This window comes from Paludisphaera borealis (genome assembly GCF_001956985.1).
Lineage (GTDB): Bacteria > Planctomycetota > Planctomycetia > Isosphaerales > Isosphaeraceae > Paludisphaera > Paludisphaera borealis.
The window spans coordinates 294504-319149 of record NZ_CP019082.1 but is presented as its reverse complement, the minus strand read 5'-3'; the positions used below and the strand labels follow the sequence as shown (position 1 = coordinate 319149).

The 24646-nt window shown below is 66.8% G+C and carries 17 protein-coding genes and 1 pseudogene; 5 read left to right on the top strand and 13 right to left on the bottom strand.

Annotated elements, in window-relative coordinates:
- Window positions 1–20: 20 nt before the first annotated feature.
- Entirely contained in the window at window positions 21–740 is a 720-nt protein-coding gene (locus tag BSF38_RS01305) for a Uma2 family endonuclease (RefSeq protein ID WP_076350516.1), read from the bottom strand.
- Between the two features lie 253 nt (window positions 741–993).
- Here BSF38_RS01305 and BSF38_RS01300 point away from each other — a divergent pair, with 253 nt between their 5' ends.
- Together BSF38_RS01300 and BSF38_RS31600 are read left to right on the top strand one after the other, a co-directional pair.
- Window positions 994–1581, top strand: coding sequence for a LemA family protein (locus BSF38_RS01300; RefSeq protein WP_076343108.1), 588 nt, complete (start codon window positions 994–996; stop codon window positions 1579–1581).
- Window positions 1582–1605: 24 nt separating this feature from the next.
- The gene (locus tag BSF38_RS31600) at window positions 1606–3390 is read left to right on the top strand and encodes a DUF2207 domain-containing protein (RefSeq protein WP_076343107.1); all 1785 of its coding nucleotides are present in this window, start codon (window positions 1606–1608) and stop codon (window positions 3388–3390) included.
- Between the two features lie 5 nt (window positions 3391–3395).
- On the opposite strand, the gene BSF38_RS01290 is transcribed toward BSF38_RS31600, so the two are convergent.
- The gene (locus BSF38_RS01290) at window positions 3396–4331 is read right to left on the bottom strand and encodes a hypothetical protein (protein ID WP_076343106.1); all 936 of its coding nucleotides are present in this window, start codon (window positions 4329–4331) and stop codon (window positions 3396–3398) included.
- A gap of 322 nt (window positions 4332–4653) precedes the next feature.
- Here BSF38_RS01290 and BSF38_RS01285 point away from each other — a divergent pair, with 322 nt between their 5' ends.
- Window positions 4654–6105: a leucine-rich repeat domain-containing protein gene (locus BSF38_RS01285; protein WP_076343105.1), complete on the top strand. Its 1452-nt coding sequence runs from the start codon at window positions 4654–4656 to the stop codon at window positions 6103–6105.
- A gap of 134 nt (window positions 6106–6239) precedes the next feature.
- Window positions 6240–7424 (top strand): leucine-rich repeat domain-containing protein, encoded by a 1185-nt coding sequence (locus BSF38_RS01280; RefSeq protein ID WP_076343104.1) that lies wholly within the window; start codon window positions 6240–6242, stop codon window positions 7422–7424.
- 24 nt (window positions 7425–7448) lie between these two features.
- Here the strand turns inward: BSF38_RS01280 and BSF38_RS01275 are convergent, their stop codons facing one another.
- The 10 genes from BSF38_RS01275 to BSF38_RS01235 form a co-directional block, all read right to left on the bottom strand.
- Window positions 7449–8870 carry a DUF1501 domain-containing protein gene (locus BSF38_RS01275; protein WP_076343103.1) on the bottom strand — a complete coding sequence of 474 codons (1422 nt, stop codon included), beginning with the start codon at window positions 8868–8870 and terminating at the stop codon, window positions 7449–7451.
- Window positions 8871–8885: 15 nt separating this feature from the next.
- Complete coding sequence (locus BSF38_RS01270; RefSeq protein WP_237170691.1) at window positions 8886–11336, bottom strand: PSD1 and planctomycete cytochrome C domain-containing protein; 2451 nt, start codon at window positions 11334–11336, stop codon at window positions 8886–8888.
- Between the two features lie 75 nt (window positions 11337–11411).
- Window positions 11412–11636: a carboxymuconolactone decarboxylase family protein gene (locus BSF38_RS01265; RefSeq protein WP_083712607.1), complete on the bottom strand. Its 225-nt coding sequence runs from the start codon at window positions 11634–11636 to the stop codon at window positions 11412–11414.
- A 60-nt stretch (window positions 11637–11696) separates the two neighbouring features.
- A complete protein-coding gene (locus tag BSF38_RS01260; RefSeq protein ID WP_076343100.1) occupies window positions 11697–11978 on the bottom strand; it encodes a carboxymuconolactone decarboxylase family protein in 282 nt (93 codons plus the stop codon).
- Between the two features lie 169 nt (window positions 11979–12147).
- The gene (locus BSF38_RS01255; protein WP_076343099.1) at window positions 12148–13563 is read right to left on the bottom strand and encodes an APC family permease; all 1416 of its coding nucleotides are present in this window, start codon (window positions 13561–13563) and stop codon (window positions 12148–12150) included.
- The gene (locus tag BSF38_RS01250; RefSeq protein WP_076343098.1) at window positions 13563–14651 is read right to left on the bottom strand and encodes a DUF1559 domain-containing protein; all 1089 of its coding nucleotides are present in this window, start codon (window positions 14649–14651) and stop codon (window positions 13563–13565) included. The genes BSF38_RS01255 and BSF38_RS01250 overlap by 1 nt, the downstream gene beginning before the upstream one ends.
- Before the next feature lie 163 nt (window positions 14652–14814).
- On the bottom strand, window positions 14815–14943 hold the full coding sequence (locus tag BSF38_RS32330; protein WP_257787839.1) for a hypothetical protein: 129 nt from the start codon (window positions 14941–14943) through the stop codon (window positions 14815–14817).
- Window positions 14944–15119: 176 nt separating this feature from the next.
- Window positions 15120–15566 (bottom strand): hypothetical protein, encoded by a 447-nt coding sequence (locus BSF38_RS01245; protein ID WP_076343097.1) that lies wholly within the window; start codon window positions 15564–15566, stop codon window positions 15120–15122.
- A gap of 198 nt (window positions 15567–15764) precedes the next feature.
- Window positions 15765–18497 (bottom strand): right-handed parallel beta-helix repeat-containing protein, encoded by a 2733-nt coding sequence (locus BSF38_RS01240; RefSeq protein WP_083712606.1) that lies wholly within the window; start codon window positions 18495–18497, stop codon window positions 15765–15767.
- 503 nt (window positions 18498–19000) lie between these two features.
- Complete coding sequence (locus tag BSF38_RS01235) at window positions 19001–20032, bottom strand: hypothetical protein (protein ID WP_076343096.1); 1032 nt, start codon at window positions 20030–20032, stop codon at window positions 19001–19003.
- Between the two features lie 443 nt (window positions 20033–20475).
- On the opposite strand from BSF38_RS01235, the pseudogene lon reads away from it, so the two are divergent.
- Window positions 20476–23015 (top strand): annotated as a pseudogene (gene lon, locus BSF38_RS01230) (endopeptidase La).
- An 86-nt stretch (window positions 23016–23101) separates the two neighbouring features.
- Here the strand turns inward: lon and BSF38_RS01225 are convergent.
- Entirely contained in the window at window positions 23102–24496 is a 1395-nt protein-coding gene (locus BSF38_RS01225; RefSeq protein ID WP_145951920.1) for a DUF6080 domain-containing protein, read from the bottom strand.
- Between the last annotated feature and the right edge of the window lie 150 nt (window positions 24497–24646).

Genomic DNA, 24646 nt, shown 5'->3' with positions numbered 1-24646 from the left:
GGTTGAGTTTGTCGAGAGGGTCAATCGAGCGATTCGCCCAGCTCGCGCAGCCTGGCGGCGAGGCGTTCGGCGCGCTGGCGTTCGGCGTCGGCGCGCTGGCGTTCGGCGTCAGCGCGATGATTCGCGGCGTCGGCGCGTTCGTTCGCGGCGTCGGCGTCGTCGCGGACTTCTTGAAAGGTCTTGAAGGGGGTTCCGTCCGGTTCGTAGATCTTGAGGTTGTCGGAGCCTTCGCCGGGCTCGAAGCGGACGCCCAGGCGGGGGCTGACGTAGCCTTGCATGTCGGCGATCTCTTCCAGCCGCCCGACGCCCTCGCGCCGCCAGCCGGACAGCGAGCCGTCCTCGGGGTCGTAGATGTAATACTCCTCGACGCCCAGGTCGTCGTAGAAGCGGAACTTCCGCGCCATCTCGCTGCCCCGATTGCCCGGCGAGAGGATCTCGAACACGACGTGGGGCGGGATTCCCCCTTCCTCCCACTGCATGTAAGAGCCGCGATAGCCCTTGGGCCGCCCGAAGACGACCATGGCGTCGGGCGCGGTGCGGATCTTGGGGTTCCCCTCCTGGGCGTACCAGAGGAGGTCTCCGGCCACGAAGACGTTGGGGTCGTCGCGGAAGACCGTCTCCAGGCCTTCCTTGACGAGCACGATCCACTTGAACTGAAGCGTGTTCTCCGCCATCGGATTCCCGTCGTCGTCGGGGTAGAGGTTGCGATCGGTCGAGGGCCGAGTGATCGACGTGCTCATGGTCGTGTCCACCTTCTGGACTGGGATCCTCAAGGGGCCTGGCCGTTCAAGTGTGCCACGGACGCTCGATCGAGGCCAGACCGGCGCGGCGGTTCGGCATGGCTTCTGCAACCGCAATTTTTCCTATATCTTAACGAAAACCCTTCGTGTCGGGGACGGCGACGAATACGATGGTTCGGCGATCCGTCGATGCGGGGCAGGGCGGTCGGGAAGGCGGCGCGGGGCGAAGCGAAAGGGGCGTGTCGACGTGGTCTTGTGGATTGTCGGCGGAGTCGTGGCGTCGGGGCTCGTCTATCTGGGTTGGACGTACAACCGGCTGGTCGAGTTGAACAAGCGGGCCGACGGCGCGTGGAGCGACATCGACGTCCAGCTCAAGCGGCGATGGGACCTGGTTCCGGCCCTGGTCGAGACCGTCAAGGGGTATGCGCGGCACGAGTCGGGGACGCTCGAAGGCGTGGTCGAGGCGCGGTCGCAGGCCGAGCGGTCGGGCTCGGTGGCCCAGCGCGGCGAGAGCGAGCGCGGGCTGTCGACCGCCGTCGGCCGCCTCTTCGCCGTGGCCGAGGCCTATCCCGAGCTGAAGGCCGGCCGCAACTTCCAGGACCTTCAGAAGTCGCTGGTCGAGATCGAGAACAACGTCCAGTACGCGCGGCGGTACTACAACGCCGTGATCCGCGACCTCAATACGCTGGTGGAGAGCTTTCCGTCGTCGCTGATCGCGTCGGCGGGGGGCTTCGGCCCGCGCAACTACTTCCAGATCGACGAGGCCGAGCGCGCGACGCCGCGGGTCGGGTTCGAGCCGAGGCCCGGCGACGGCGCGGCCGCGTCTGAACGGCAGGGCTGAAAGGCCGGCAAGGGAGAGACGCTCGTGAGAAGGTTCCTGGTCCCGGTCGCCTTGCTGGTCGCGGTCGCGGTTTTCGGCTCGTCCGCCCCCCGTACGATGGCCGACGAGGGCTGGTCGATCGCCGATTTCAACGTCGACGTGGCGGTGGGGCTCGACGCCGGCATCGACGTGACCGAGACGATCGAGGCCGACTTCGCGTTCCCGAGGCACGGCATCCTCCGCGAGATGCCGATCCGCTACGCCGTCGGCATGCATCAGTACGCGCTGCGGTTCCGGCTGCTGGGGGTGGACGACGGCGCGGACCGCGACTACCCGACGTCGGTCTCGTACGAGTCGAACCTGGTGCGAATCCGGATCGGCGATCCCGACCGCACGGTCGTCGGCCGCCGTCGCTATCGGATTCGCTATCGCGTTCAGCGGGCGATCCTCTGGGAAGGAAACCACGCCTGGGAGAACGCCAACAACGCGGTGCTACGCTGGAACGCGACGGGGACCGAGTGGGAGGTGCCGATCGCTCATTCGCGGGTGGTCGTCCACCTGCCCCGCGACCTGACCGACGACCAGCTCACCTACGACGCCTGGGTCGGCCACTACGGCGCGCACGGCCGCGATTTCCGGACCCATCGCGTCGACGCCCGGACCATCGAGTACGAGACCGGCCCGCTTCGGGCCCGCGAGGGGATCACCGTCGAGCTGACGATGCCTTCCGACGCGGTCGCCCAGCCGGGATGGTGGCAAGAACTGCGGTGGTGGACCGTCGATAATTTCCCTTACATCGTCTTCCCCGCGACGGCCGCGGCCTGCTTCCTGGCGTGGTTTCTGCGGGGGCGCGACCTGCCGGGGACGGGGACGATCGTGGTCGGCTACGAGCCCCCCGACGGCCTGTCGCCGGCCGAGGTCGGCACGCTGATCGACGAGCGCGTCGATATGGTCGACATCTCGGCCACGATCATCGACCTGGCGGTCCGGGGCTATCTCAAGATCGAGGAGGTCGAGGCCGGCGGCTGGTTCTCCTCGGGGGGTGAATATCAGTTCGTCCGGCTTCGCGGCCCCGACGGACTCAAGCCCTTCGAGCGCAAGCTGTTCGACAAGCTTTTCGGCAATCGCCAGACCGTCATGCTGAGCGACCTCCGGGAGAAGTTCTACCCGGTCATCGGCCTCGTCAAGGACGACCTGTACAGCGGGCTGAGCCGCGCGAGCTACTTCGACGGCAACCCGGAGACGGTCCGGACGAGTTTCCTGGTCGGCGGGATCTTCTTGACGGCGCTGGCCCTGGCCCTGGCGTGTCTGATCCAACTCGTCCTCATCGACCGCATCTTCCCCGCGCCGGCGATCGTCGCGGGGCTTCTCTCGGCGGTGGTGGTCGTCGTCGCCAGCCGCGTCATGCCGCGGAAGACCCGCAAGGGGCGGATCGCCTGGGAGCGGATCTCCGGACTGGAAGAGTACATCCGCCGGGCCGAAGTCGACGACATTCAAGACCAGGAGCGCCGGGGGGTCTTCGAGCGGCTCTTGCCGTACGCGATCATCTTCGGCCTCTCCAATCGCTGGGGCAAGGCGTTCGCCGACCTCTACCGCCAGCCCCCCGACTGGTATCAGCCCGCGCACGGCGGCGACTTCTCAACCTGGGTGCTGGTCAACGACCTCGACCGCTCGATGTGGATGATGAACCGGACGTTCCCCACCCAGCCCCGTTCCACCGGCGACGGCGGCGGCGGCCGAGGGGCCGGCTACGGCTGGTCAAGCGGCGGCTTCGGCGGCGGCGGCTCGTCCGGCGGCGGCTTCGGCGGCGGCGGCGGCAGCTCGTGGTGACAAGCCTAAACGCCGCGTCCCCCGCGCCGCGCGCCATTCTTGGGACGGAATTCCTTCATCGAACTTGGTCCGCCGCCCAGGGCGCCGACGACATCGGCGGCCTTGCAGTACAGCGAGCCCAGAATCTCCTCGTCCGTCGCGGCCTTGGTATTCTTCATGACGGCGATCCCGGCCTTGTCCAGGAGCATGGGCACGATCCCCCTCGCGTTGCCCCCCCGGGGCAGGTCGATGCGCAACCAATCCTCGTCCCGCCGAACGAATAAAGTAATCTTGATAGCGGCGATGACGTCGGGCTTGACCCCTTGATCCGTCAAGTAGTCCTTCGTCAGCCGCGTGGGATCAAGCGCCGCGGTCATAAGCTCTCGCGAACCGGGCGTGTCCAATTCGGTTTTCGGCGGGTCGTCCCGCCAGTTCTCTTGCCGCCAGTTCGCGGGCGCGGCGATCGTCGGATGGTCGACGTCCCCCTGCGCAGCCGCGACGACGGATGCGACGAGAGGCCGTACTACTTCGTCCAGCTTCTGGAGCGCCTCGGTCAGCCTGCGTCTGTCCCCCTCGACCTTGTCGTTCAGCGTCTCGGGAGGGATGCGGATATAGCTGCACGGATGGTCGAAAGCGCCGTTCGCATGGATGTTCAGCCGCTTGCCGGCGGCGATTTCCGGGCCCAGCAGGTCGATCATGGCGGGCGTCTTCGGGTCGAAAGGCCTGCCGGCTTGCCGCGTACGATTGTAGCCCAGGGGGAAGGCGATATGGATCATGGGCCGTCCGCCCGCTTCCTTGTCCTCAGGAACGGCGCGCACTCCCAAGACGTGCGGGTCCTGCGCGCGCAGCCAGTCGCCGATTTTTCGAAGCCGTCGCTCCGTCTCCGCCTCCGTCGGCATCGGCGGCTCGCCCACCCTCAAGAACCTCCCGTATCGCGGGTCGTCCGCCTTGAAGCCGTCCATGATGCGACGTCTCCTCTCTTGATTCAGCACGCGCATGCGCCCGCATTGCAGAGCGAAGGCTGTCGAAGTCGAATCATCCCGCTCCCGCAAGGAATACGCGATTGTTGGACACGAGTCGCCGGAATTCCCGCCGGACGTCCCGAGGCGTCGAGCAGCGCGTGCAGTTCGGCGATCCGACCCGTGACGACGCGCTTGAGCAACCCGTCGTGCGACGGCTGGATCGCGAGCAGGGCCGGGACGGCCGTTGCTGGCCCATCCCCAAAAGCTTAGGATGCGGGTTTGAATCCATCGATTGAATCGACCGACCCCGAGGTGACGGCGCATGAACGATTCCGAGGGACGAGCCGCGAACCCCGCGACCGAGACGGATAGCCGCCCGCGTTCGTGGCGGCGGTTCTTCACCCGGCCGGGCGTCCGGGCGACGATGATCGTCGTCCTGCTCGTCGGCGGCTGGGTCGGATGGTTCGTCCGAGCCGCCCGCATCCAGCGCGAGGCGGTCGCGGCGGTCAACAAGCTTCACGGAATCGTCTCCTACAACTGGATCTGGGCGAAAGACGACCCCTTCCATCAGTATTCGTCCAATCAGATCGAATGGATGAAACCGCTGATCGACGCGCTCGGGCCGGATTGCTTCATGAACGTCGTCCGGGTGGGGATCTTCTACGGCCGGACCGACGACGCCTTGCTGGACCAGGTCGGCCGCTTCCCTCATCTCAGGTTCCTCGAACTCTACGACGGCGGTGGGACCACCAAGGAAAACAGCGGGATCACCGACGTCGGCCTCGCCAACCTGAAAAGCCTGACCGGTCTCGAACGGATTGAACTCGGGCGCGCCAACCCGCACGTCACCGACGCCGGGCTGGCCCACCTGAAGGGGCTGGTGAACGTCGAGACGCTCTCACTCAAAGGATCGCAGGTTACCGGCGCCGGGCTCGCCGCGCTGCAAGGCATGACCCGCCTCGAAATCCTGGACCTGAGCGGCTCGCGGGTCGACGACCTTGCGCCGATCCGGAATTTGAAGAAGATCAAGCAGCTCGATCTGCGGTCGACGCCGATCACCGACGTCGGCCTGAAGCCCGTCGCCGGCATGAGCCGGCTGGAAGTCCTCTTTCTGAGAGACACCCCGATCGCCGACCTCGGACTGGCCGGCTTCAGAAACCTGGAGAGTCTGGTCCATCTCGATCTCGCCGACACGATGATCACCGACGCCGGCATGGCCTCCGTCAGGGGGTTGGAAAGCCTGACCCTCCTCAATCTCGCCAACACGAAGATATCCGACGTCCGAAAGTCCGGCGTGAGCGACATGGGGAGCCTGACCCGCCTCGACCTCTCCAACACCCAGCTCACCGATGCCGGGCTCGCGGGGATCGGACGCCTTGAGAATCTCTTCCACCTCGACCTCCACGGCACGAAGCTCACCGACGCCGGGATGAGCGCCTTGAAAGACCTGAAGATTTTGATCAACCTCAATCTCGACGACACCCAGGTCGCCGACGCCGGGATGGCGGAACTCGCCGCGTTGCCGGAGCTTCGGAGCCTCTCGCTGAATCGCACGGCGGTCGGCGACGACGGCCTCAAACGCCTCGCCGGCCTGCGCCAGCTCGCCTCGCTGTCGTTGGATCAGACGCGCATCACCGACGCCGGGCTCATCGGCGTGGAGGGGCTGAAGATGTGCAGCAGCCTCTCGACGGCCAAGACGGCCGTGACCGTCGCCGCCATCGAGGCGTTCACTCGAAAACGGCTCCCCGCAACGCCCGGCGACTGGCCCCCTTGAATCGACCACCTTCCTCGATTCACGAGTTTTCGCCCCAGGCCTCATTGGCACCATTAACCATACTACACGTTTTGACACATAGATTCAATAAACCGAATCCGAGGTGACGCCGCATGAACGATCTCGAGCCACAAATGGCGTCCCACACACCCGAGACTGACGCGCACCGGCGGTTCATCCCCGGTCTGAGAGCGCGAGCGACGATGATCCTCACTCGCCGTCGCTCGTGGCGACGACTCATCCCCCGGTTGAGCGTGCGGAAGACGATGATCCTCGTCCTGGTGGTCGGAGGCGGCGTCGGCTGGCATCTTCGCAGCGTCCGCATCCAGCGCGAGGCCGTCGAGGCCCTCAGCAGGGCGGGGGCGAGCGTCGAGTACGATTGGATCTGGGGCGATCACGAACCCTTTTCATACGGCGAGAGGCGGCCGAAGCAGCCGCCGACGTGGTGGTCCGAGACGATCGACGGACTCAAGCCGTTCCTCGAGTCCCTGGGGACGGACCATTTCAAGCGGGTCGTGGCCGTGTATTCGACACACGGCCCGCGGAAGGTCGACGACGCGTTGATGGCGCAAGTCGCCCGCCTGAACGGCCTCAAACGCATCTGGATCAAGGGCGGCGTCGCGGTCACGAACGCCGGCCTCGCCGAGTTGGAGGGCCTGACCAGCCTGAAACAGCTCGAGCTCCAGGACATGGGGCCGTCCGTCACCGACGCCGGGATCGCCCATTTGAAGGGCCTGGTCGACATCCAATGGCTCGCGCTCCAGTTCCCCGGGATCACCGGAGCCGGGCTCGACGCGCTGCAAGGCATGACCCGCCTCGAAGTCCTGGACCTGGATGGGTCGGGAGTCGAAGAGCTCACGCCGATCGGCCGATTGAAGGCCCTGACAGCACTGCGCCTTCATTCGACGTCGATCGACGACGCCGGGCTCGCCCCCGTCGCGGGCCTGGGCCGTCTAAGATGCCTCGATCTGGGCGGCACGAAGGTCACCGACGCCGGGCTCGTCCACCTACAAGGCGTCACCAGTCTGTTCTGGCTCATTCTCGACGAAACGCGAGTCACGGACGCCGGCATGGCCAGCCTGGAAGGGCTGTCGAAGCTGGAAATCCTCTACCTGAATCATACAGAGGTCGGCGACGAGGGCGTCCGCCGGCTCGCCGGGCTTGCCTCGCTCAAGTCTCTCAGGGTCGGAAAGACTCGCATCACCGACGCCGGCATGCGCGCGGCCTGGGGACCCGACACGTACTATCTCGATCACAAGAGCCAGCCGAGCAATCCCAACACCTCGCTCCTCGAATACCATCGTCGTCCGACGAGGTGAGAGCCGACCTCGATTCCCGACCGCTCACGCCAGCAGCGCCGGGACGATCTTGGCGTGGGTGACTTCGTGGTCGGTGAGGCTGTCGTCGCGGCCCTCGTGGGGGAAGACGAGGCGGCGGTGGTCGAGGCCGAGGGTGTGGAGGATGGTCGCCTGGAGGTCCTGGACGGAGACGGCGTCGGTCACGGCTGAATAGCCGAAGTCGTCGGTCGCGCCGTGGACGTAGCCGTGCTTGAAGCCGCCGCCGGCCAGCCAGAGCGAGAACCCGTGGCGATTGTGGTCGCGGCCGTCCTTGCCCTGCGAGACCGGCAGCCGGCCGAACTCGCCCGTCCAGAGAACGATGGTGTCGTCAAGCAGCCCGCGCTGGCGAAGGTCGAGCACGAGCGCCGCGCTCGGCTGGTCGGTCCGGGCGCACAGCGACTTGAGCATCTCGGCGTTCTTGTTGTGCGTGTCCCACGGCTGGCCGCTCAGGAACAACTGCACGAACCGCACCCCGCGCTCGATCAGCCGGCGGGCGATCAGGCAGCGCGTTCCATACTCGCGCGTGACCTCGTTGTCGAGGCCGTACATGCTGCGGATCGCCTTCGGTTCGCTGTCCAGATTGAGGGCGTCGGGGACGGCCGTCTGCATCCGCGCGGCGGTCTCGAAATTGGCGATTCGGGCCTCCAGCTCGGTGTCGCCGGCGTGCCGCGCCAGATGCGCCTGGTTGAGGGCGTCGAGGAACCGGAGCTGGCCGCCGCGCGCCTCGGGCGTAAGGGTTTTGGGAGTCTCCAAGTTCAGCACCGGGTTCGCGCCCGAGCGGAACGGGGTCCCCTGGTAGACGGCGGGGAGCCAGCCGCTCGACCAGTTCCGCACGCCGTCGACCGGCAGGCCGCCGGGGTCGGAAAGCACCACGTACGCCGGCAGGTCGCGGTTCTCGGACCCGAGCGCGTAGATCACCCACGAGCCCAACGTCGGCCGTCCGGCGAGGATCTTGCCCGAGTGGATCAACCGGAGCGCCGCCTCGTGGTCGACCGACTCGGTGGTCATCGACCGGACCAGCGTGATCTCATCGGCGATCGCCGACGTGTGGGGCAACAGCTCGCTCAAGACCATCCCCGACTCGCCCCGGGGCGCGAACCGGAACGGCGAGGCCAGCACGTTGCCCGCCTGGGTGTTGAAGTGGATTTCGAGCTTGCCGGGATACGGCTTGCCGTCGAACCGGGCGAGAGCCGGCTTGGGGTCGAACAGATCCATCTGACTCGGCCCGCCGTGCTGGAACAGGCAGATCACCGACTTGGCGCGGGCCTTCGGAAATTTGGCGATTTCCTGACCGGCAGCGAAAACCCGACCGCGCCCGCTTTCCTGGCCGAGCAGGTGGGCCAGGGCCATCAAGCCCAATGAGCCGGCCGACCGGCCCAGAAAGGCCCGGCGATTGCGTCGGAAGGAGGCGTCGTCCCATGCCGTCATCGCAGCCCTCGTAATCTATTCCACATACAAGAAGGCGTTGCTGGCCAGGAGCATCTGGGAGAAGTCGACCCACGTTCGACGCCGGGCTTCGTCATTCGCCGCGCCGGGGTATCGAGCGGGTTGAGCTTGCAAGAAGTCGACGGCCGCCGCGAGTTCCTCGGGCGTCGGCCCGCGACTCATGCAGAGCAAGAACGCGCGATCGACGCGAGCCTCGGGCGCGGCGTCCGGGCCGCATTCGCGGTCGAGGCGTTCGGCCAGGCGACGCGCGCGATCGACGACGAACTCGGAGTTCAGCAGGCTCAGTGATTGCAGCGGGATCGTCGCCGAGGCGCGTCGCGTACAGGCTGCGACGATCGACGGCGCGTCGAACACTTCGAGCAGGCTGGCGACCTGCGTCCGCCGGGTCTGCAAATAGACCGATCGGCGCAGCTCGCGGCCTTCCGACGCGATCGGCGTCACCTCGCCCGACTCGGTGCGCCGGGTCGGGGTCGACGGACCTCCCAGACGCGTGTCGAGATCGCCCGAGACCGCGAGCCAGGCGTCGCGGAGGGCCTCGGCGTCGAGGCGGCGGGTCGGGAACCGGCCGAGCAGACGGTTCTCGGGGTCGACCTTCTGGACGTCCGGGCGGGCCGCGCTCGACTGGCGATAGACGGCCGAGCCGACGATCAGCCGATGCACGCCCTTGGCCCTCCACCCCGAGCGGACCAGCTCGGCGGCCAGGTGTTCGAGAAGCGTGGGGTGGGTCGGCGGCGCGCCGGTGTAGCCCAGGTTGTCAGACGTCGCGACCAGGCCGACGCCGAAATGGTTCTGCCAGATCCGGTTGACCAGGATGCGGGCGAGCAGGGCCGAGGGCCGCGATCCAGGCTTCGTCAGCCACTGCGCGAACGCGGTGCGCCGGCCGGTGCCGTTGCGGGCCGTCGGCCGGGGCTCGAACGGGTCGTCGGGGTCGCTGAGAAACGCGGGGCCCCCGGGGCCGACCGGTTCGCCGGGATGGCTCGGATCGCCTCGGATCAAAAGCGGGGCCGGCGGCGACTCGCCCGGCAAGTCGGCGACCCAGGCGATCTTCCCCGGATGCGGCCGGCGACGGGCCTCGGCGGCCTTGACCGCCTCGTCGAGCGCCTTCTTGCGGGCTTCCTTCTCCGCCGGAGAATCCTTGTCGCGGGGGGCGTGCTCCCGCTTGAGCCGGGCGACCTCGGCGTCGATCGTCAACTCGTGAGCCTGCCAGGGCGCGACGACGTCGGCCGTCGCGGCGTCGACCGTCCGGTCGTTGGGCTTCACCCACTTGTCGACGTGGAACGCCGGATAGAGAATCGCATGAAGCTGATAGTACTCTTTTTGCGTGAACGGCTCGAATTTATGATCATGGCATTTAGCGCACTGGAACGTCATCCCCAGCAGCGACGAGCCGATGATCTGCACCGCGCCGTCGAGCACCGCAACCTTGTCGGCGCGGACCTCGTCGGCGTTGCCGTCGCTCTCGCCGGTGCCATCCTGCGCGTTGCGGAGGAAGTGGGTCGCGACCAGTTGATCGATGATTTCCGGCGTGATCTCCATGCCGGGCTTGTACCCCGAAAGCTCGTCGCCGGCCAGTTGCTCGCGGACGATCTGGTCGAGCGGCCGGTCGGCGTTGAACGCCCGGACGATGTAATCGCGGTACTTCCAGGCCAGCGGGCGCTCGCTGTCGGCGCTGAAGTAGCCGTTCGACTCGACGTAGCCGGCCGCGTCGAGCCAGAACTTCCCCCACCGCTCGCCGTAATGCGGCGAGGCCAGGAGTCGATCGACCAGCCGCTCGTAGGCGTCGGGCCGGCGGTCGGCGATGAAGCCCTCGACCTCCTCGATCGTCGGCGGCAGGCCGGTCAGGTCGAGGGTCAAGCGGCGGGCCAGCGTCGCCCGATCGGCCTCGGGGCTCAGCGCCAGCCCGCGACCTTCGAGGGTCGCGAGGATGAAGCGATCGATCGGGTTGCGCAGCCAATCGGCATGCTTCACGGCCGGGGGTTCGGAAGGCTTCAGCGGGGCGAACGCCCAGTGATCGGCGCCGGGCGGGGTCTTCTCGATCTCGGCCGCCGAGGGGAGTCCCGGAGCGCCCCCTTCGATCCAGCGGCGCAGCACCGCGCGCTCATCGGCCGACAGCGGTTCCTCCGGCTTGGGAGGCATCTCGCCGGCTTCGGTCTGCTCCCAGAGCGCGCTGTTTTCGAGCGTTCCCGGTTCGATCGCCGGACCGCTTTCGCCCCCCCGGGCCAGGGCGCGCGGGCTCGACAGGTTCAGGCCCCCCTTCGGCTTGATCGGCCCGTGGCACTTGACGCAACGGGCCTTCAAGAGCGCCATGGCCTCGCGCTCGAGCGAGAGGCTCGAAGCCTCGTCGCCGACGGCCCGCGACGCCGCGAGGCTCATCAGGCCGAGCCCGATCCACGTCAGTAGCCAGGCGGTCCGCCTCTCGGTCGTCGGCATGGTCGCTGGGTCTCGCATCCTACAACGGTCGTCGTCGCGCCGGTCCGTCCATTATAGGGGACGAACCGGACGCCGACGCAACCGGCGAGTCGATCAGTCGCGGCCGACGCCCAGCGAGTCGGCCACGCGGTTGATATAGTTGAACCACGAGGCGATCAAGGTGATCTGGAGGATCGCCTGGTCGTCGAAGCCGACCTTGCGAAGCTTCTCGTGATCGAGCGGCGAGATCTTGGTGGCGTCCTTGGTGAGCTGGACGACGTAGTCGACCATCACCCGCTCGGCCTCGGTGATCGGCGCCTTGGTATAGTCTTCACTCAACGCCTGGATGAGCGCATCGTCCAGGGTGACCCGACGCAGAAACTCTGCGTGAGAGACAATTCAGTAATGGCACTTGTTGGTGAGCGAGACCATGGTGGCGATCATCTCGTGCTGCCGACGCTTCAGCGGCAGGTCGGGCGACATCAGCGAGCCGAACGTCGCGAACGCGTGGTAAAGCGCCTGGGGGATAAGCGTGTGCGAGGCCACGATGCCCGGCAGCCCCTCGTCCAGCTCGTGAACCGGCTCGGCGTACTCCTGCGGGTACAGCCCGCGCTGCTTGGCCATCAAGTCGTTCAACTCGTCGCCGGCGTCGTCCATCGGTATCGTGCGAATCCAGGCCATTGAGAAGGCTCCTTTCTCGGGTCAGGCGTCTTCCAGCAGATTCTGATTCGTGGATTTTGGTCCGTTCTCGTCGGGGTGGCACGGGTTCGGCTCGAACCCGTGGCCGCAAGCCACGGCTTTTTACGCACGGGTTCGGCGAACCGAACCCGTGGCACCCATCATCTATTGATTATAAATCGAACTTCCGTCCTACCTCGCCAGGCGGGTCTTGATCTGTGATTTCCGTTCTATTCGCGGTCGTCCCGGCCGGGGCGACGAGGTACGAGAACGGGACGCCGAGCAAGACCACGCCCAGGCCGATCCCCGCCCGCAACGGGCTGTCCATGAAGAACAAGGCCAGCAGCGCGGTGGTCGGCGCCAGGAAGAGCAGGGCGGCGGCGATCAGGCCCGGCGTCCGCGCCGACCGCCCGCGCTCGCCCACGAACAGGGCGAACACGGTCAGCACCAGGAACACCACGGTGGGAACGATGAAGTAGGCGAGGATCTGGTCGAACGTGCCGGCCGCCACCAGCACGCAGGCGAGGACCGCCTGGATGAGCGTCGCCCGCGCGGGCGTGCCGTACTTCGGATGAAGCGCGGCGAAGCGGGGGAAGAACAAGCCGTCGCAGGCCATCGCGAAGTAAACGCGGGGCGCGGCCATCAGCAGCGCGGACAGGCTGCCGGCCACCGTGATGATGACGATCCACGAGAAGACCGCGCCCCCAAGCCGGCCGAACAAGACCTCGCCCGCCAGGGCCGCGAACGCTTGCTTGTCGTCGATCCGTTCCAGCGGAACCAGGTAAAGGAAGACGACCGTGATGAGGACGTAGACGAGCGTCACGATTGAGACGCCAAGCACCAGGGCGCGGGGGACGTTGCGCGCGGGGTCGCGGACCTCGCCGCTCAGCTTGCTGAGGTCCCACCAGCCCCCCATCGAGAAAAACGCCGCGATGAACCCGCCGATCAGGGCGGGGACGAGCGGTTGCGAGCCCGGGCGCTGGGCGACGATCGGCAGCAGGTTCGACCAATCGCCCTTGCCGGATGCGAATCCCCAGAACACCAGGAACCCGAGCAGCCCCAGCTTGAGCGCCGCGAGCACCCGCAGCAGGCTCGCCCCGAGCGCGACGCCCCGGATGTTGACGCCCGCCAGGACGCCGATCGCCGCCATCGCGACGAACTTCCGGCCCCAAGGGCCGATCGGCGCGAGGTAGCCGACGTACTCGGCCAGCCCCACGGCCACCGCCGCGGTGATCCCCGGATCGGTCACCAGCATCGACAACCAGCCGTAGAGGAAGCCCACGCGCGGGCCGTAGGCGTCCTTCAAGTAGATGTACGAGCCGCCGGCCTCGGGGCGGCGGGCGGCCAGCGCGCCGAAGCAGAACGCCCCGCCGATCGCCGCCGCGCCCATCGTCGCCCACACGACCGAGAGCCAGAACGGCGAGCCCACCGACTTCGCCATGCCGGCCGTCGTCAAGAAGACGCCGACGCCGATCATCTCGGCCACGACCACGGCCGTCGCCGTCGTCAGCCCGAGCCGTCGCTTCAAGGTGTTCAAGGTCGAAGGAGTGGAAGGAGTCGGCAGCGTCGCCGCGATTGGCTCGATCATTAATAATCCGACGAGCTAGTGACTTCGCCGCCGTTGCGCGTGCCCAGCGATCGAAACACGGTGATGGCGACGCTGTCCTTCAGGAACCGGACCGAGCCGTCGCCGAAGAGGAGATTGACGCCGCCGGGATGATAGCTCGACGGCGGAAGCTGGACCGACATGTCGACCATCGACGCGCCGGGCATCATCATGTCGCTGCTCATCCCCGCGCAGGTTCGCGCATTGGGACCGGCGACGTGATTATACGTCGTGCACGTCATGTCGCCGATCGCCCAGGTGGCGCCGATCCGGTTGGAAAGGACCGTCGCCATGGTCGTATCCAGGTTCGTGCAGGACTGGTACGTCATGTCCAGCGTCGTGGTGGGCATCATCATGTACAGGTCGTTCTTGGGACTGGGACTCCCCAGCCCGCGCCGTTTCTCGCTGATGAAGGCCGTATTGCTGGTGCCGTCGCTCATGCTGGCGATCCGCACGCAGCTCCGGTTGTACAACGGGCCGCGAGGAAGCTCGCCGGGGGCGATCGTGCTGGGCGTCTGCTCGCAGGCGTCGCACAGCCACGAGCCTTCATTGCCCGGATAGGTGTTCCCGCCGTTCCAGTCGTCGATCGGCCCCGCCGGGTCGGAGGGGCACAGGAAGCCCGATATCGCGATCCGGCTGACCGTCGAATTGGCGCGGTTCGGGTTCTGGTAGGCGGGCATGAAACCCATCCCCATCCCCCCCATGACGCCGATCTGGGGCACCTCGGGGGGCAGGGCGAAGTTGATGGCGTTGTACAGCGGCGTCTGCTCGAAATAAGGAAGGAGCTGGCTGTGGGCCGACCACCGCGCGTACATCGGCGCCATGGGGTCGACCATCATGTAGTCGCGCCCCTTGCCGAACGGAAAGCACTGCAAGGCATCGTGATAGTTGTGGAAGGCCAGGCCGAACTGCTTCAGGTTGTTGGTGCACTGGATGCGCCGGGCCGCCTCGCGCGCCGACTGCACGGCCGGCAGCAAAAGTGCGATCAAGACCGCGATGATCGCGATGACCACGAGCAATTCGATCAGCGTGAACCCCGAGGCGAGCGAACCACGAACCGGTCTCTTCATCGATGCGCCTCCCGGCGGTGCGGGTCTCTCGGCGGAAGTTGATGTTGATGGCGAATCGGGGGCGTCCTCCCGCCGTTCCAACCTTCAGAGTCGAACGAAGGCAGGGGGGCGAAACGCCCCCCCCAAGTCGCCATGAACGGCCCTTGCTGATCGACAAGGCCGTTCAGAACATCAGAACAACGAGCGCCAGGAGGCTGCCGGCGACGATGCCCAGAGAGCCGATGCGGGCGACGGTCTCTTCCGGAAGGAGCAGGATGGCGTCGAGATGGCTCAGCTTCATGACGTACTTCATGATCTACCTCGCGTGGATTTCAAACCCTGTACCGATCGATCGGATATCCACCAGGTCGAAAAACCTGGCCCACAAAAGTGTTGCGGAGGCCTCCCTTTCGGCGCGGTCCGTGCGAACGAATCCGACGATCGGTCGGTCGGTCGGTCGCGAGGCAGGGCCGAAACAGGGAAAGCGGATCAGACGATCGGGCGCGGAGGGTGAAAAACGCGGGAAGTAGGGAAGGTCGCGTCCAGCGGCTCGTCGAAGGCGAGAAACGCCTGCGAAGCCGAGGGAGGAAGGACCGGAACGGGCGGGAGCAGGCTCTCGCCGCGATGCGGGCCGAAATCGGGCTGAACGCCCGAGGAGAGGGGCACCGGAACATTGTTCGAGCAGGACGGCCCCGAGCAGGTGGGGGGCCGCTGACGTCCGGACGCCGGGTCGTCGCTCGTCGTCATGTCGGCCGACAGGTCGCCCCGGAGCAGGACGTCGAGCTGTGCGGACCGCCAGGGATGCGGACCGGCCGAGCGGACGTGGTCGTTGCATCCCGCCAAGACCGGGCGGGGCGCGAGCAGGAACGCGGCGAGAAGCGCGAAACACGCGCCCTTGCCCAGCGGTCCCAGCAGCTCGCGGCACAACGACTTCATTGAGCCTCAACCTTCATGGACAGAAGGATCGAGTCAACATTCCACTCGAGGATCGAGAAAGACGCGACGATACGACGAAAGGCATGACCTACCCGGCAAGTTAATCATACCCTCGCCGCGATTGCAAGCGGAGCCGCGAAAATTCTCCGGAATCCCACGGATTGTCCCGCCGCCCCATCAACCGCCCCGGCCTTGGCGTCACTTCGACGGCTTTTCGTCGGGGTGAACGCTCAGCTCCAGGTCGTCGAGGTAGAAGGCCGTCGGCTGCTGGGCGTTGCTGACGAAGCCGACCCAGTCGACCGTCTTCCAGCCCTCGGCGCAGGGCATGTCGGCGAACTTCACGGGCTTCGAACTGGGCCTCGCGACGGTCAGGCTCCAGGTCTTCGGCTTCGTCGTCGCTTTGTCCTTATCCTTATCGCCCAGATCCACGCGAATCTCGAATTGAACCCATGGGCCGACGGGAATTTGGAGCACGTCGCGACCGTTCACCCGAAGCTTGCCGTCCTCAACCCACAGGCTCGGCCCGACCCGATACGGGCTCGCGCCGTCGCGCCACTCGTGGTAGAAGACCGCGCCCGGGTCGAGCCGCACCGCGAACTTGCAGATCACCACGCCGGAATCGTAGTGCGGCTGATAGTAGAAATGGGGGTCGAAGGCGTTCTTGAGGCCCGCCGCGTCGGCGACCTTGAGGCTCTGCCGCCCCCGGAACGCATCGCGATCGGTGACGGCGATCAACTCGGGCCGGCCGGCGGTCGACGCCGACGCGCCCTCGGGCGTGTGGCCCCCTTCGCCGGGCGTCGACGACTCGAAGTCCTCGCGGACGGCCAGCGGCGGCGGCGGGGGAGCGAACCGGGTCGGCGGCAGCGGAGTGGCGGCTTCCTTCGCCAGGCTCGGATCGCCTTGAATTCCCGCCTTCGCGAAGTCGAACGGCTTGAACCCCAGCGCCGGCGCGGGGCTTCCCGGCTTGAGGCGGAAATCGAACCCCTCGGCGTTCTCGAACTTCGGATCGGCGATCTTCGAATGCTCGTCCTGGCCGGTGGTCTTCCGCCACTCTTCCAGGCTCCGGCCGGCGAACGTGACCGTCTGGCCGCCGGCCTCGTAATAGAGGTTGTGATCGAGCCGGAAGTTGCGATCGTCCCAGACGCCGGTCAAGAGCGGGCCGCCGTTCCAGTAGACGATGTTCCGCTCGAACGTGAACGACAGGTGGTCCTCGGCCCGGCTCCGCATGACCTGACCGTACCTGCTGAATGCGAAGATGTTGTTGCGGATGACGTTTTCACGTCCGTAATGCTGGTGGTATCCGCCGGTGGTCGTGTTGTAGACGAGGTTCCCCTCCAGGACGATCCCGGTCGAGCCCTCGTCGTTGTACAGTCCCCAGCCGCCAGCGCCGGCTTTGTTGTACGAATCGACGTCGTGGACGACGTTATGACTGACGCTCGACCCGGTGGAGATCCCGAGCGTGTACACGCCCCCCATGTCGCTGAGGACGCCCCGGCCGAGGTGGTGCAGCCGGTTGTAGTCGATGACGTTCCGCTGGCAGGCCGACGGCCCGTAGCCCCATGTCCAGCCGACCGAGACGGCTGTGTAGAAGAGGTCGGCAATGTCGTTGTGGGTGATCGCGTTGTCGCTCGACTGGCCGATCCAGACGCCGATCGAGCCCGGGAACAGCCGGCCGCCCCCCCGGACGAGGCAGTCGTTCATCGTGATCTTGGCCGTCGCGTGCGAAGGCTTCGCGGGGATCGACGTCTCGCCGATGCGGAGGCCGCCGGCGCCCAGGTCGACGAGCGCGGACCGCTCGACGCGGCACTCGACGCAGCCGCGACGGAACCAGATTCCATAAATCCCGATATGCTCGAACCGGCAATTCTTGATCTCGACCTTCCGCGCGCCGTCGACCGTGACGACCGCCGGAACGCTCGCCGCCGCCTGGCCGTCGGCGTGCCCTTCCTTCGGCAGCGCGTAGCGGCTGTGGCGGAAGGTCAGCCCCTGGAACGACAGGTTCTCCACGAGCGTCTCCTTGTCCGGATCACCCTGGATCTGCAAGAAGGCGTCGGCCACCGGCGCGACGACGCGTGCCTGGGCGATTTCCTCACCAGGCAGCGGCTTGTACGACAGCGTGCCGTCGCGGTCGAGCAACCACTCGCCCGGCTCGTCGAGGGCCGCGCGGACGTTCTCGATGTGATAGCGCTGGTCGGGCCCCCACTGAAAGAACGGCCAAGGAGCCGGGCCGGTCAGGACGACCAGGCCGGATTGGAGATCGACCGACGCGATCCGGTGCCGCGAGACTTCCCACGAGTGGTAAACGACGATGTTGGCGTCGTTGAGCTGCGCGGGCGACAGGCCTTGAAGCGGCTTCAGGTCGTCGAGCCGGGCGACGAACGAGCGACTCTCCTGCTTCTGCGGACCGCGCCTGAGCATGGAGTGGTAGAAGTCGTTGGGCGTCCGCGCGCGGGTCGCGCGGCGGCCGTTGACGAACAGTTGCTCGAACGCGCCGCGACCTGCCGCCGCGTCGGGAACCTTCGCGACCCAGAGGCCCTCGGCCGTCTTCTGAAACCCATGGATCGCGCGGCCGCCGTCGAAGACCGGCTTCGCGCCGGGCTCGGCCTGGTAGACGACCGAGCCGTCGGCCGGCTCGAACGCCACCACCTTGGCCACGGGATACGTCCCGTCGGCGATCCGCACGACGACCGAGCCGAACCGCTTCGCGTCGCCCTTCCGCAGCGCCCGGACGCGATCGCGGGCCCCCTGAAGCGAGGCGAGCGGCCCGTCGGACCGGCCGTCGGCCTTGGTGATTTTCCCCGACCAGCGGTCGTCGCCCCCCGGCGCCACGAACAAGACGAGGTCCGGGGCGGGCTGCGCCTGCGCCGTGCTCCGCGACGAGACGATCAGGAGGAAGAAGACCGGCAGGAAGAGAGTTCGGCGGGAAGGCATGGGAGAGTCTCCGTCGCGATCGCGAGACGCTCCGAGCTTCCAGCCTCGACAACACCGACTCGCGAACCGGCCTCGACTCTAACGCGCCCCGGCTCGGATCTGAAGTGACCCGGGGCGATGCTTCCTGATGAGATACAAACCATCATCATGACGCCGTCGGGACCCCCGGCGTCATGAAAATGGGGGTCTCGTGGTCCGGGTCCGGTAGGGGCGCCCCTTGTGGGTGCCCGATCGCCGAGCGCGAGCGGTCGGCGTGAAACGAACCGGGCGCCCACAAGGGGCGCCCCTACCGGACCTGGTCGTGACGCCATGCGAAAAGCCCCCATCTTCATGAGGCCGGGTGCCCCGACGGCGTCGTGAGGGTTCGTATTCCAAGCCGGGGCCCCAGAGGCGGATGAGGGGTCCTCGATCGCCATGGCGTTCGGAGGAACTATTATGATCAACCCCTCATCCGGTCTTCGACCACCTTCTCCCGCAAGGGGAGAAGGTGTGCTCGCGACGGCCTACAGGCTCGTCTCGTCGTCGTCCTTCTCGTCTTTGTCTTCGTGCTTCGCTTTGTCCTTATGGTCCTTATCCTTCTCCTTCTTGAGTTCCTTCAACTCTTCGAGGAGGCGGTCCATCTTGGATTCGAGATCGTTGAGGCGGCGGTCGGCGCGGGGGTTGGGCCCGCCGGGGCCTCGGAAGAAGCGGCGGGCGGCCGGCTCGTCGCGGGCTTCGGGTTCGGCCGGCTGAGTTGGTTCGGTCGGCTCGGCGGGCTTGGCGTGCTCGGCCGGCGGAACTGGAGGGCGCGGGCGAACGCGGGGTTCGGGCCTGCGGCGCGGGGCGCGGTTGGCGCGTTCAAGCTGCTCAAGGCTTCGGATGGCGGCTCGCAACTGTTGCTGGCTCTTTCGGACTTGCTCGCGAGCCCTGGACAGCTCGTCAGCAACCGCGTCGTCCGACTTGTCGGCGTCTTCGTCCTTGCCGTCGCCCTCAAGCCGTTCGCGCTCGACGTCGTAGCGATAGCGGAGGGCTTCGCGGGCGTCCTCGCGGGCCTGGTCAAGAGTCGAGCGGAACTCGTCCTGGGCTTTCTGCCAGGCGTCGCGCGCCTCCTTCTCGACCGGCCCGCCCGACTGGAACGACCGCCTCAGCTCTTCGCCGGCCCGCTCCAGCGCCTTGCGGAAGTCGTCGGAGGTGATGTTGTCTCTCTTGAGCGCCTCGTTGACCGTGCCGGCGGCCTCTTCGATGGCCTTGCGGATCTGTTCGCCGACCGGGCCGACGTCCTTGCTCAGCCGTTCGGCCAGATCCTTGAGGTGCCTCTCCAGGTTCTCGGCGGCGTCCCGGTGAATGTGGTGGTGGTCGCGCGGCGGCGTGACGCCGTCCTCACGCTCGGGCGGGAATTGATGTTCCCGGCGTAGCTGTTTCTGCTGCGAATCGGAGCCGCCGTCCTGCGCCCAGGCGGAAGCCGCCGGCGACAGCAGGGCCGCGAGGCCGAAGACGCCCAGGCGTCCGGCCCAGGTCAGCGCGTTGGCGTTGGAAGTCTGCGCACGAGCGAGCATTCTGTTCCTCCCTAGAAAGGGTGTTGTGAACTCATGTTGAGCTTTGTTCGCACGCCCTGACAACTCGACGACGGTGTGAGCGATCCCTGAATTCCCTCGTCGCCTCGTCTAAGTTCACGATGTCCGCGATCCGCGAGGGCGTCAAGTGGCCGCGCGCGAGCTGGGCCGAGATCCTTCCGGTCTGTTCGTCGCCCCGGCTGGATTATTGAGGGCCCCCGGACCGTCGCGTTCCTCGAAAATCCGAGCGCTTGATTTGCGGGTTCTAAATTAAGAAGGGGCCGGCCGCCGCTCGACGAAACCATCACGCACCCATGATCGATCGCGACCACGAAACCAAGCCGGCCCCCACGCGAAGTTTCGTCTTCGGGGCGCTTTCGTCTTCGAAACCCTTGATCGGGACCGGGTCGAGACCAACTATATCGTAGGGTTAAAAGGAGGAGAGCATGGCCGAACGACAAACGCTGCCGGTGCTGCCGTTGCGCGGCACCGTGATCTTTCCAGGGCTGACGGTTCCGATCGGAGTCGGGCGGCCGGGGACGCTGCACGCCATTGAGGCGGCGCTCAAGGGGAACCGCGAGATCCTCGCGGTCGCCCAGCGCGAGAACGTGGACGAGCCGACGCCCGACCAGCTTTTCACGATGGGGGTGATCGGCCGAATCGGCCAGGTTCAGCGCGGGCTGGGGGGGTTCAGCTTCTGCTCCAGGGCGAGTCTCGCGCCACGGTCTTGAACTATCACAACGGCGAAGAGTACCTCACGGCCGACGTCATGGCGCTCGACGAGCTGCCGCCGCTCGATGAGAACGACGCGGCGTTCGCCGCTCTGTATAAGGAGACTCGCGAGCGGGCGATGGAGCTGGGCGAGCGCCGGGGGCTGCCCGACGAGGTGCTCCACCAGGTCCTCGATTCGGTGACCGAGCCCGGCAAATTCGCCGACCTGGTCGCCGGCTACGTCGAGCTGCCGGTCTCGGAGAAGCAGTTGCTGCTGGAAACGCTGGGGATCGAGGAGCGGCTGCGGCGGGTCTTGATCCAGGTCCAGCGTCAAATCGGCATGCTGGCGGCCCAGGACGAGATCAAGTCGCAGGTCCAGGAAGAGCTGGGCGAGCGGCAGCGCGAGATGTTCCTCCGCGAGCAGCTCAAGACGATCCAGAAGGAACTCGGCGAGGACGACCAGTCGCGCGAGATGGTCGATCTGCGCGAGAAGCTGAGCAAGCTCGTCCTGCCGCGCGAGGCGCGGGTCGAGGTCGAGCGTGAGCTCGGCCGGCTCGAGCGCGCCGGCCGCGAGTCGATGGAAGCCCAGGTGATCCGCACCTATCTGGAGTGGATCGCCGAACTCCCCTGGAACACCCGATCCGACGACGACCTCGACCTCAACCACGCCAGCGCGGTTCTCGACGAGGACCATTACGGCCTGGAGGACGTCAAGGACCGGGTGCTCGAATTCCTGGCCGTGCGGCAGTTGCGCGCCCGCCAGATCGCCGACGAGGTGGAGAAGTCGGGCGAGTGCGCGGCGTCGAAACTGAAGGCCGTCAAGGACACGGTCGCGCCGAGCGTGAACGGGTCGCCGCCCAACGACGACCGGTCGATCACCGACAGCAAGGAGGCCAAGGCGCGGGCCATGGCGCGCGGCCCGATCCTTTTGTTCGTGGGCCCTCCCGGCGTCGGCAAGACGTCGATCGCCAAGTCGATCGCGCGAGCGCTGGGGCGGAAGTACATCCGCGCGGCCCTGGGGGGCATCCGCGACGAGGCCGACATTCGAGGCCACCGCCGCACCTACGTCGGCGCCATGCCGGGCCGGATCATCCAGGGGATGAAGCAGGCCGGCGCCAAGAACCCTGTCTTCCTGCTCGACGAGGTCGACAAGCTCGGCGTCTCGTTCCAGGGCGACCCCGCCAGCGCGCTCTTGGAGGTTCTCGACCCGGCGCAGAACGACACGTTCACCGACAACTACCTGAACGTGCCGTTCGACCTCAGCGAGGTCTTGTTCGTGGCGACGGCCAACTTCATCCAGAACATCCCCGGCCCGCTCCTGGACCGGATGGAGGTGGTCGACTTCGCGGGCTACACCGAGCGCGAGAAGGCCGAGATCGCCAAGAAGTACCTGATCCCGCGCCAGCTTGAGGAGTCGGGCCTGTCCGACAAGTCGATCGTGTTCACCGACGACGCCGTGGCGGCGATCGTCAGCCAGTACACCCGCGAGAGCGGCGTCCGGCAGCTTGAGAGGCAGATCGGCGCCGTGGCGAGGAAGGTCGCGCGCAAGCTGGCCGCCGGCGAGGAGTCGGTCCGAACGCTCGACGTCGACGACGTCCGCGCGCTCTTGGGTCGGCCCAAGGTCCATCCCGAGCACGCCGGCGAGACGAACGAGGTCGGCGTGGCCACCGGGATGTACTACACGCCGGCCGGCGGCGACATCATGTTCGTCGAGGCTGCGGTACGTCGCCTGCACGGGGGGCCGCCGACGTCCGACGGCGCCGCAGGCGTCGGCAGCGCCTCGCTGATCCTCACCGGCCAGCTCGGCGACGTGATGAAGGAATCGGGCCGCGCCGCGTTGACCTACGCGGTCACCAACGCCCGGGCGTTGAAGATCCCCGAGGAGCGGCTGGGGTCGATCGAGGTCCACGTCCACGTCCCCGCCGGTGCAATTCCCAAGGACGGCCCCTCGGCAGGCGTGGCGATGGCCGTGGCCATCGTCTCGGCCATGACCGGCCGCCCCGTCCGCAGCAATATCGCCATGACTGGCGAGATCACCCTCCGCGGCCGCGTCCTGCCCATCGGCGGGGTCAAGGAGAAGGTCTTGGGCGCCCACCGCGCCGGGATCTCCGAGATCATCCTCCCCAGGCAGAACGAGGCCGACCTCGACGACATCCCGGAGGACGTCCGCAAGGCGCTCGTCTTCCACTGCGTCTCCAGCCTCGACGAGGCCTTCGCCCTGACCCTCACGCCGGCCCCCGCCTCGAAAACCCCCGTCCTCGAATCGGTGGGCTGACCACCCGGAACCCCGGGGGCGCGACGGCAGCCGTCGCGCCCCCGCGTTGAGGAAGCCGGAAACGGGCGTCGCCAGGCCCTCATGCGTTACTCCCGCGCAATCGGCGGCGAGGCGACGCTCGGACTCGCCGGAGGGGTTGGGTGCATCTGTTGATTCCAAACTTTTGGAAGAGGTCCGGACAGGACTTGAAGGCGCGGGTCGTCTCCGTGAAACGGAGTTCTAACTATCTCGTCCAAGCGGTCGAGGTTGTTCCAGAGAACCAGGAGGATGGTCGGCACGAGCAAGATCTCGACCAGCGGTCTCCAGCGCGTCAGCGTCGCCATGGCGACGACCAGCATGAGGATCGGCAGAAAATGCAGGGCGTAGAGAAAAGTCTCTTCGCCGTAGATCAAGTGCAGCACGAGTTGACCGGCGAGAACCGCGCCCAGGACCCGCCGAAACCGTGAGGGGGCCGGACCGCGAGCCAGCGCGACGACCCCAAGGCCCAGGAGGATCATCCACCCCAGGCTGGCGGCCGTCCCCACGGGGCTCTTCAGAACGTCCGAGAACCCCTGAACCGAAAGCGCCCGACCGGAGGGAAGTTCGCGGGTCTGGCGGATGGGAGGCAGGACGACCGGGCTCAGAAGCTCCCCGCGAAGCCTTTCTTTAGCTCCTCCCGAGTCGGGGTGGAACATGTAGTTCACCTCGCCTTGAACGGCTCCGGGCTTAAGGAAAAGCTTGGGAGGATAGGGAAATACCATCTTCTGGACCGACCAGCCGCCCAAGAGGATGACGAGCGTCAACGCGACCGACGACGCGACGTTTCGGGGCGATTTGAAACAGACTGCGAGCGCCAATCCCGCCATCCAGTTGGTGATCGTGACGCCGAAGCTGAAGACGCCCGCCGCCACGAGTGCGGACTGGGAGATGGGGAGACGTCTCGCCAGCGCCGCCACGGCGAAACAGACGAGCAACGAAAGGGATCCCAAGGGATAGGTTTCCGGGACCGGGAACCAAAAGAGGAAGCCGGCGCTTGCCATCGCCAGCGAGCAGATGAGGAGGGAGCTGCGGCGAGTGCAATCCAGATTTCTCTGCGTGACGTAGAGCAAGACGACCCAGGCCACGGCCGTGGCCGCGTTCAAAACCAAGATCGCTCCGATGCGGCTTGTTCCGAAGAGATGAATCATCAGATTCGTGATCGGCATCGTGAACACGCAGAACATGGGGTGAACCGTACCGCGATAGTGAACGCCCGAAACGTCGATCATGTCCGAGACGACGCGCCAGCCGTCGGATTGGAAAAGCCTCTCGCAGACGGCCAGCCTCATGAGCGCCGCGCCGTAGAACCGCAAGACGGCCAAGAACACCCCCAGCGCCGTCGCCGACAAGCCGATGAGGGCAAGCCAATCGAGCCGACTCCAAGGACGCAGGAGCATGCGCTCGGGCGAGCAGCCGTATTCGGCTTCACGGTCAACGCCGCCGTTGTGAATCATTGTTCCCATCCTCTCGACTTCGTTCCCGACGATTCGCTTCGAGGTTCGTCGGCTGCGTCGAATCCAGGTTCCACTTGACGCGTCCCGCGCCACCGCATCGGCTGGCGGTTGATCGCTCGCCCCTCCTCTCTAAGACGAGCGACCGCCGACTCGGAGAAA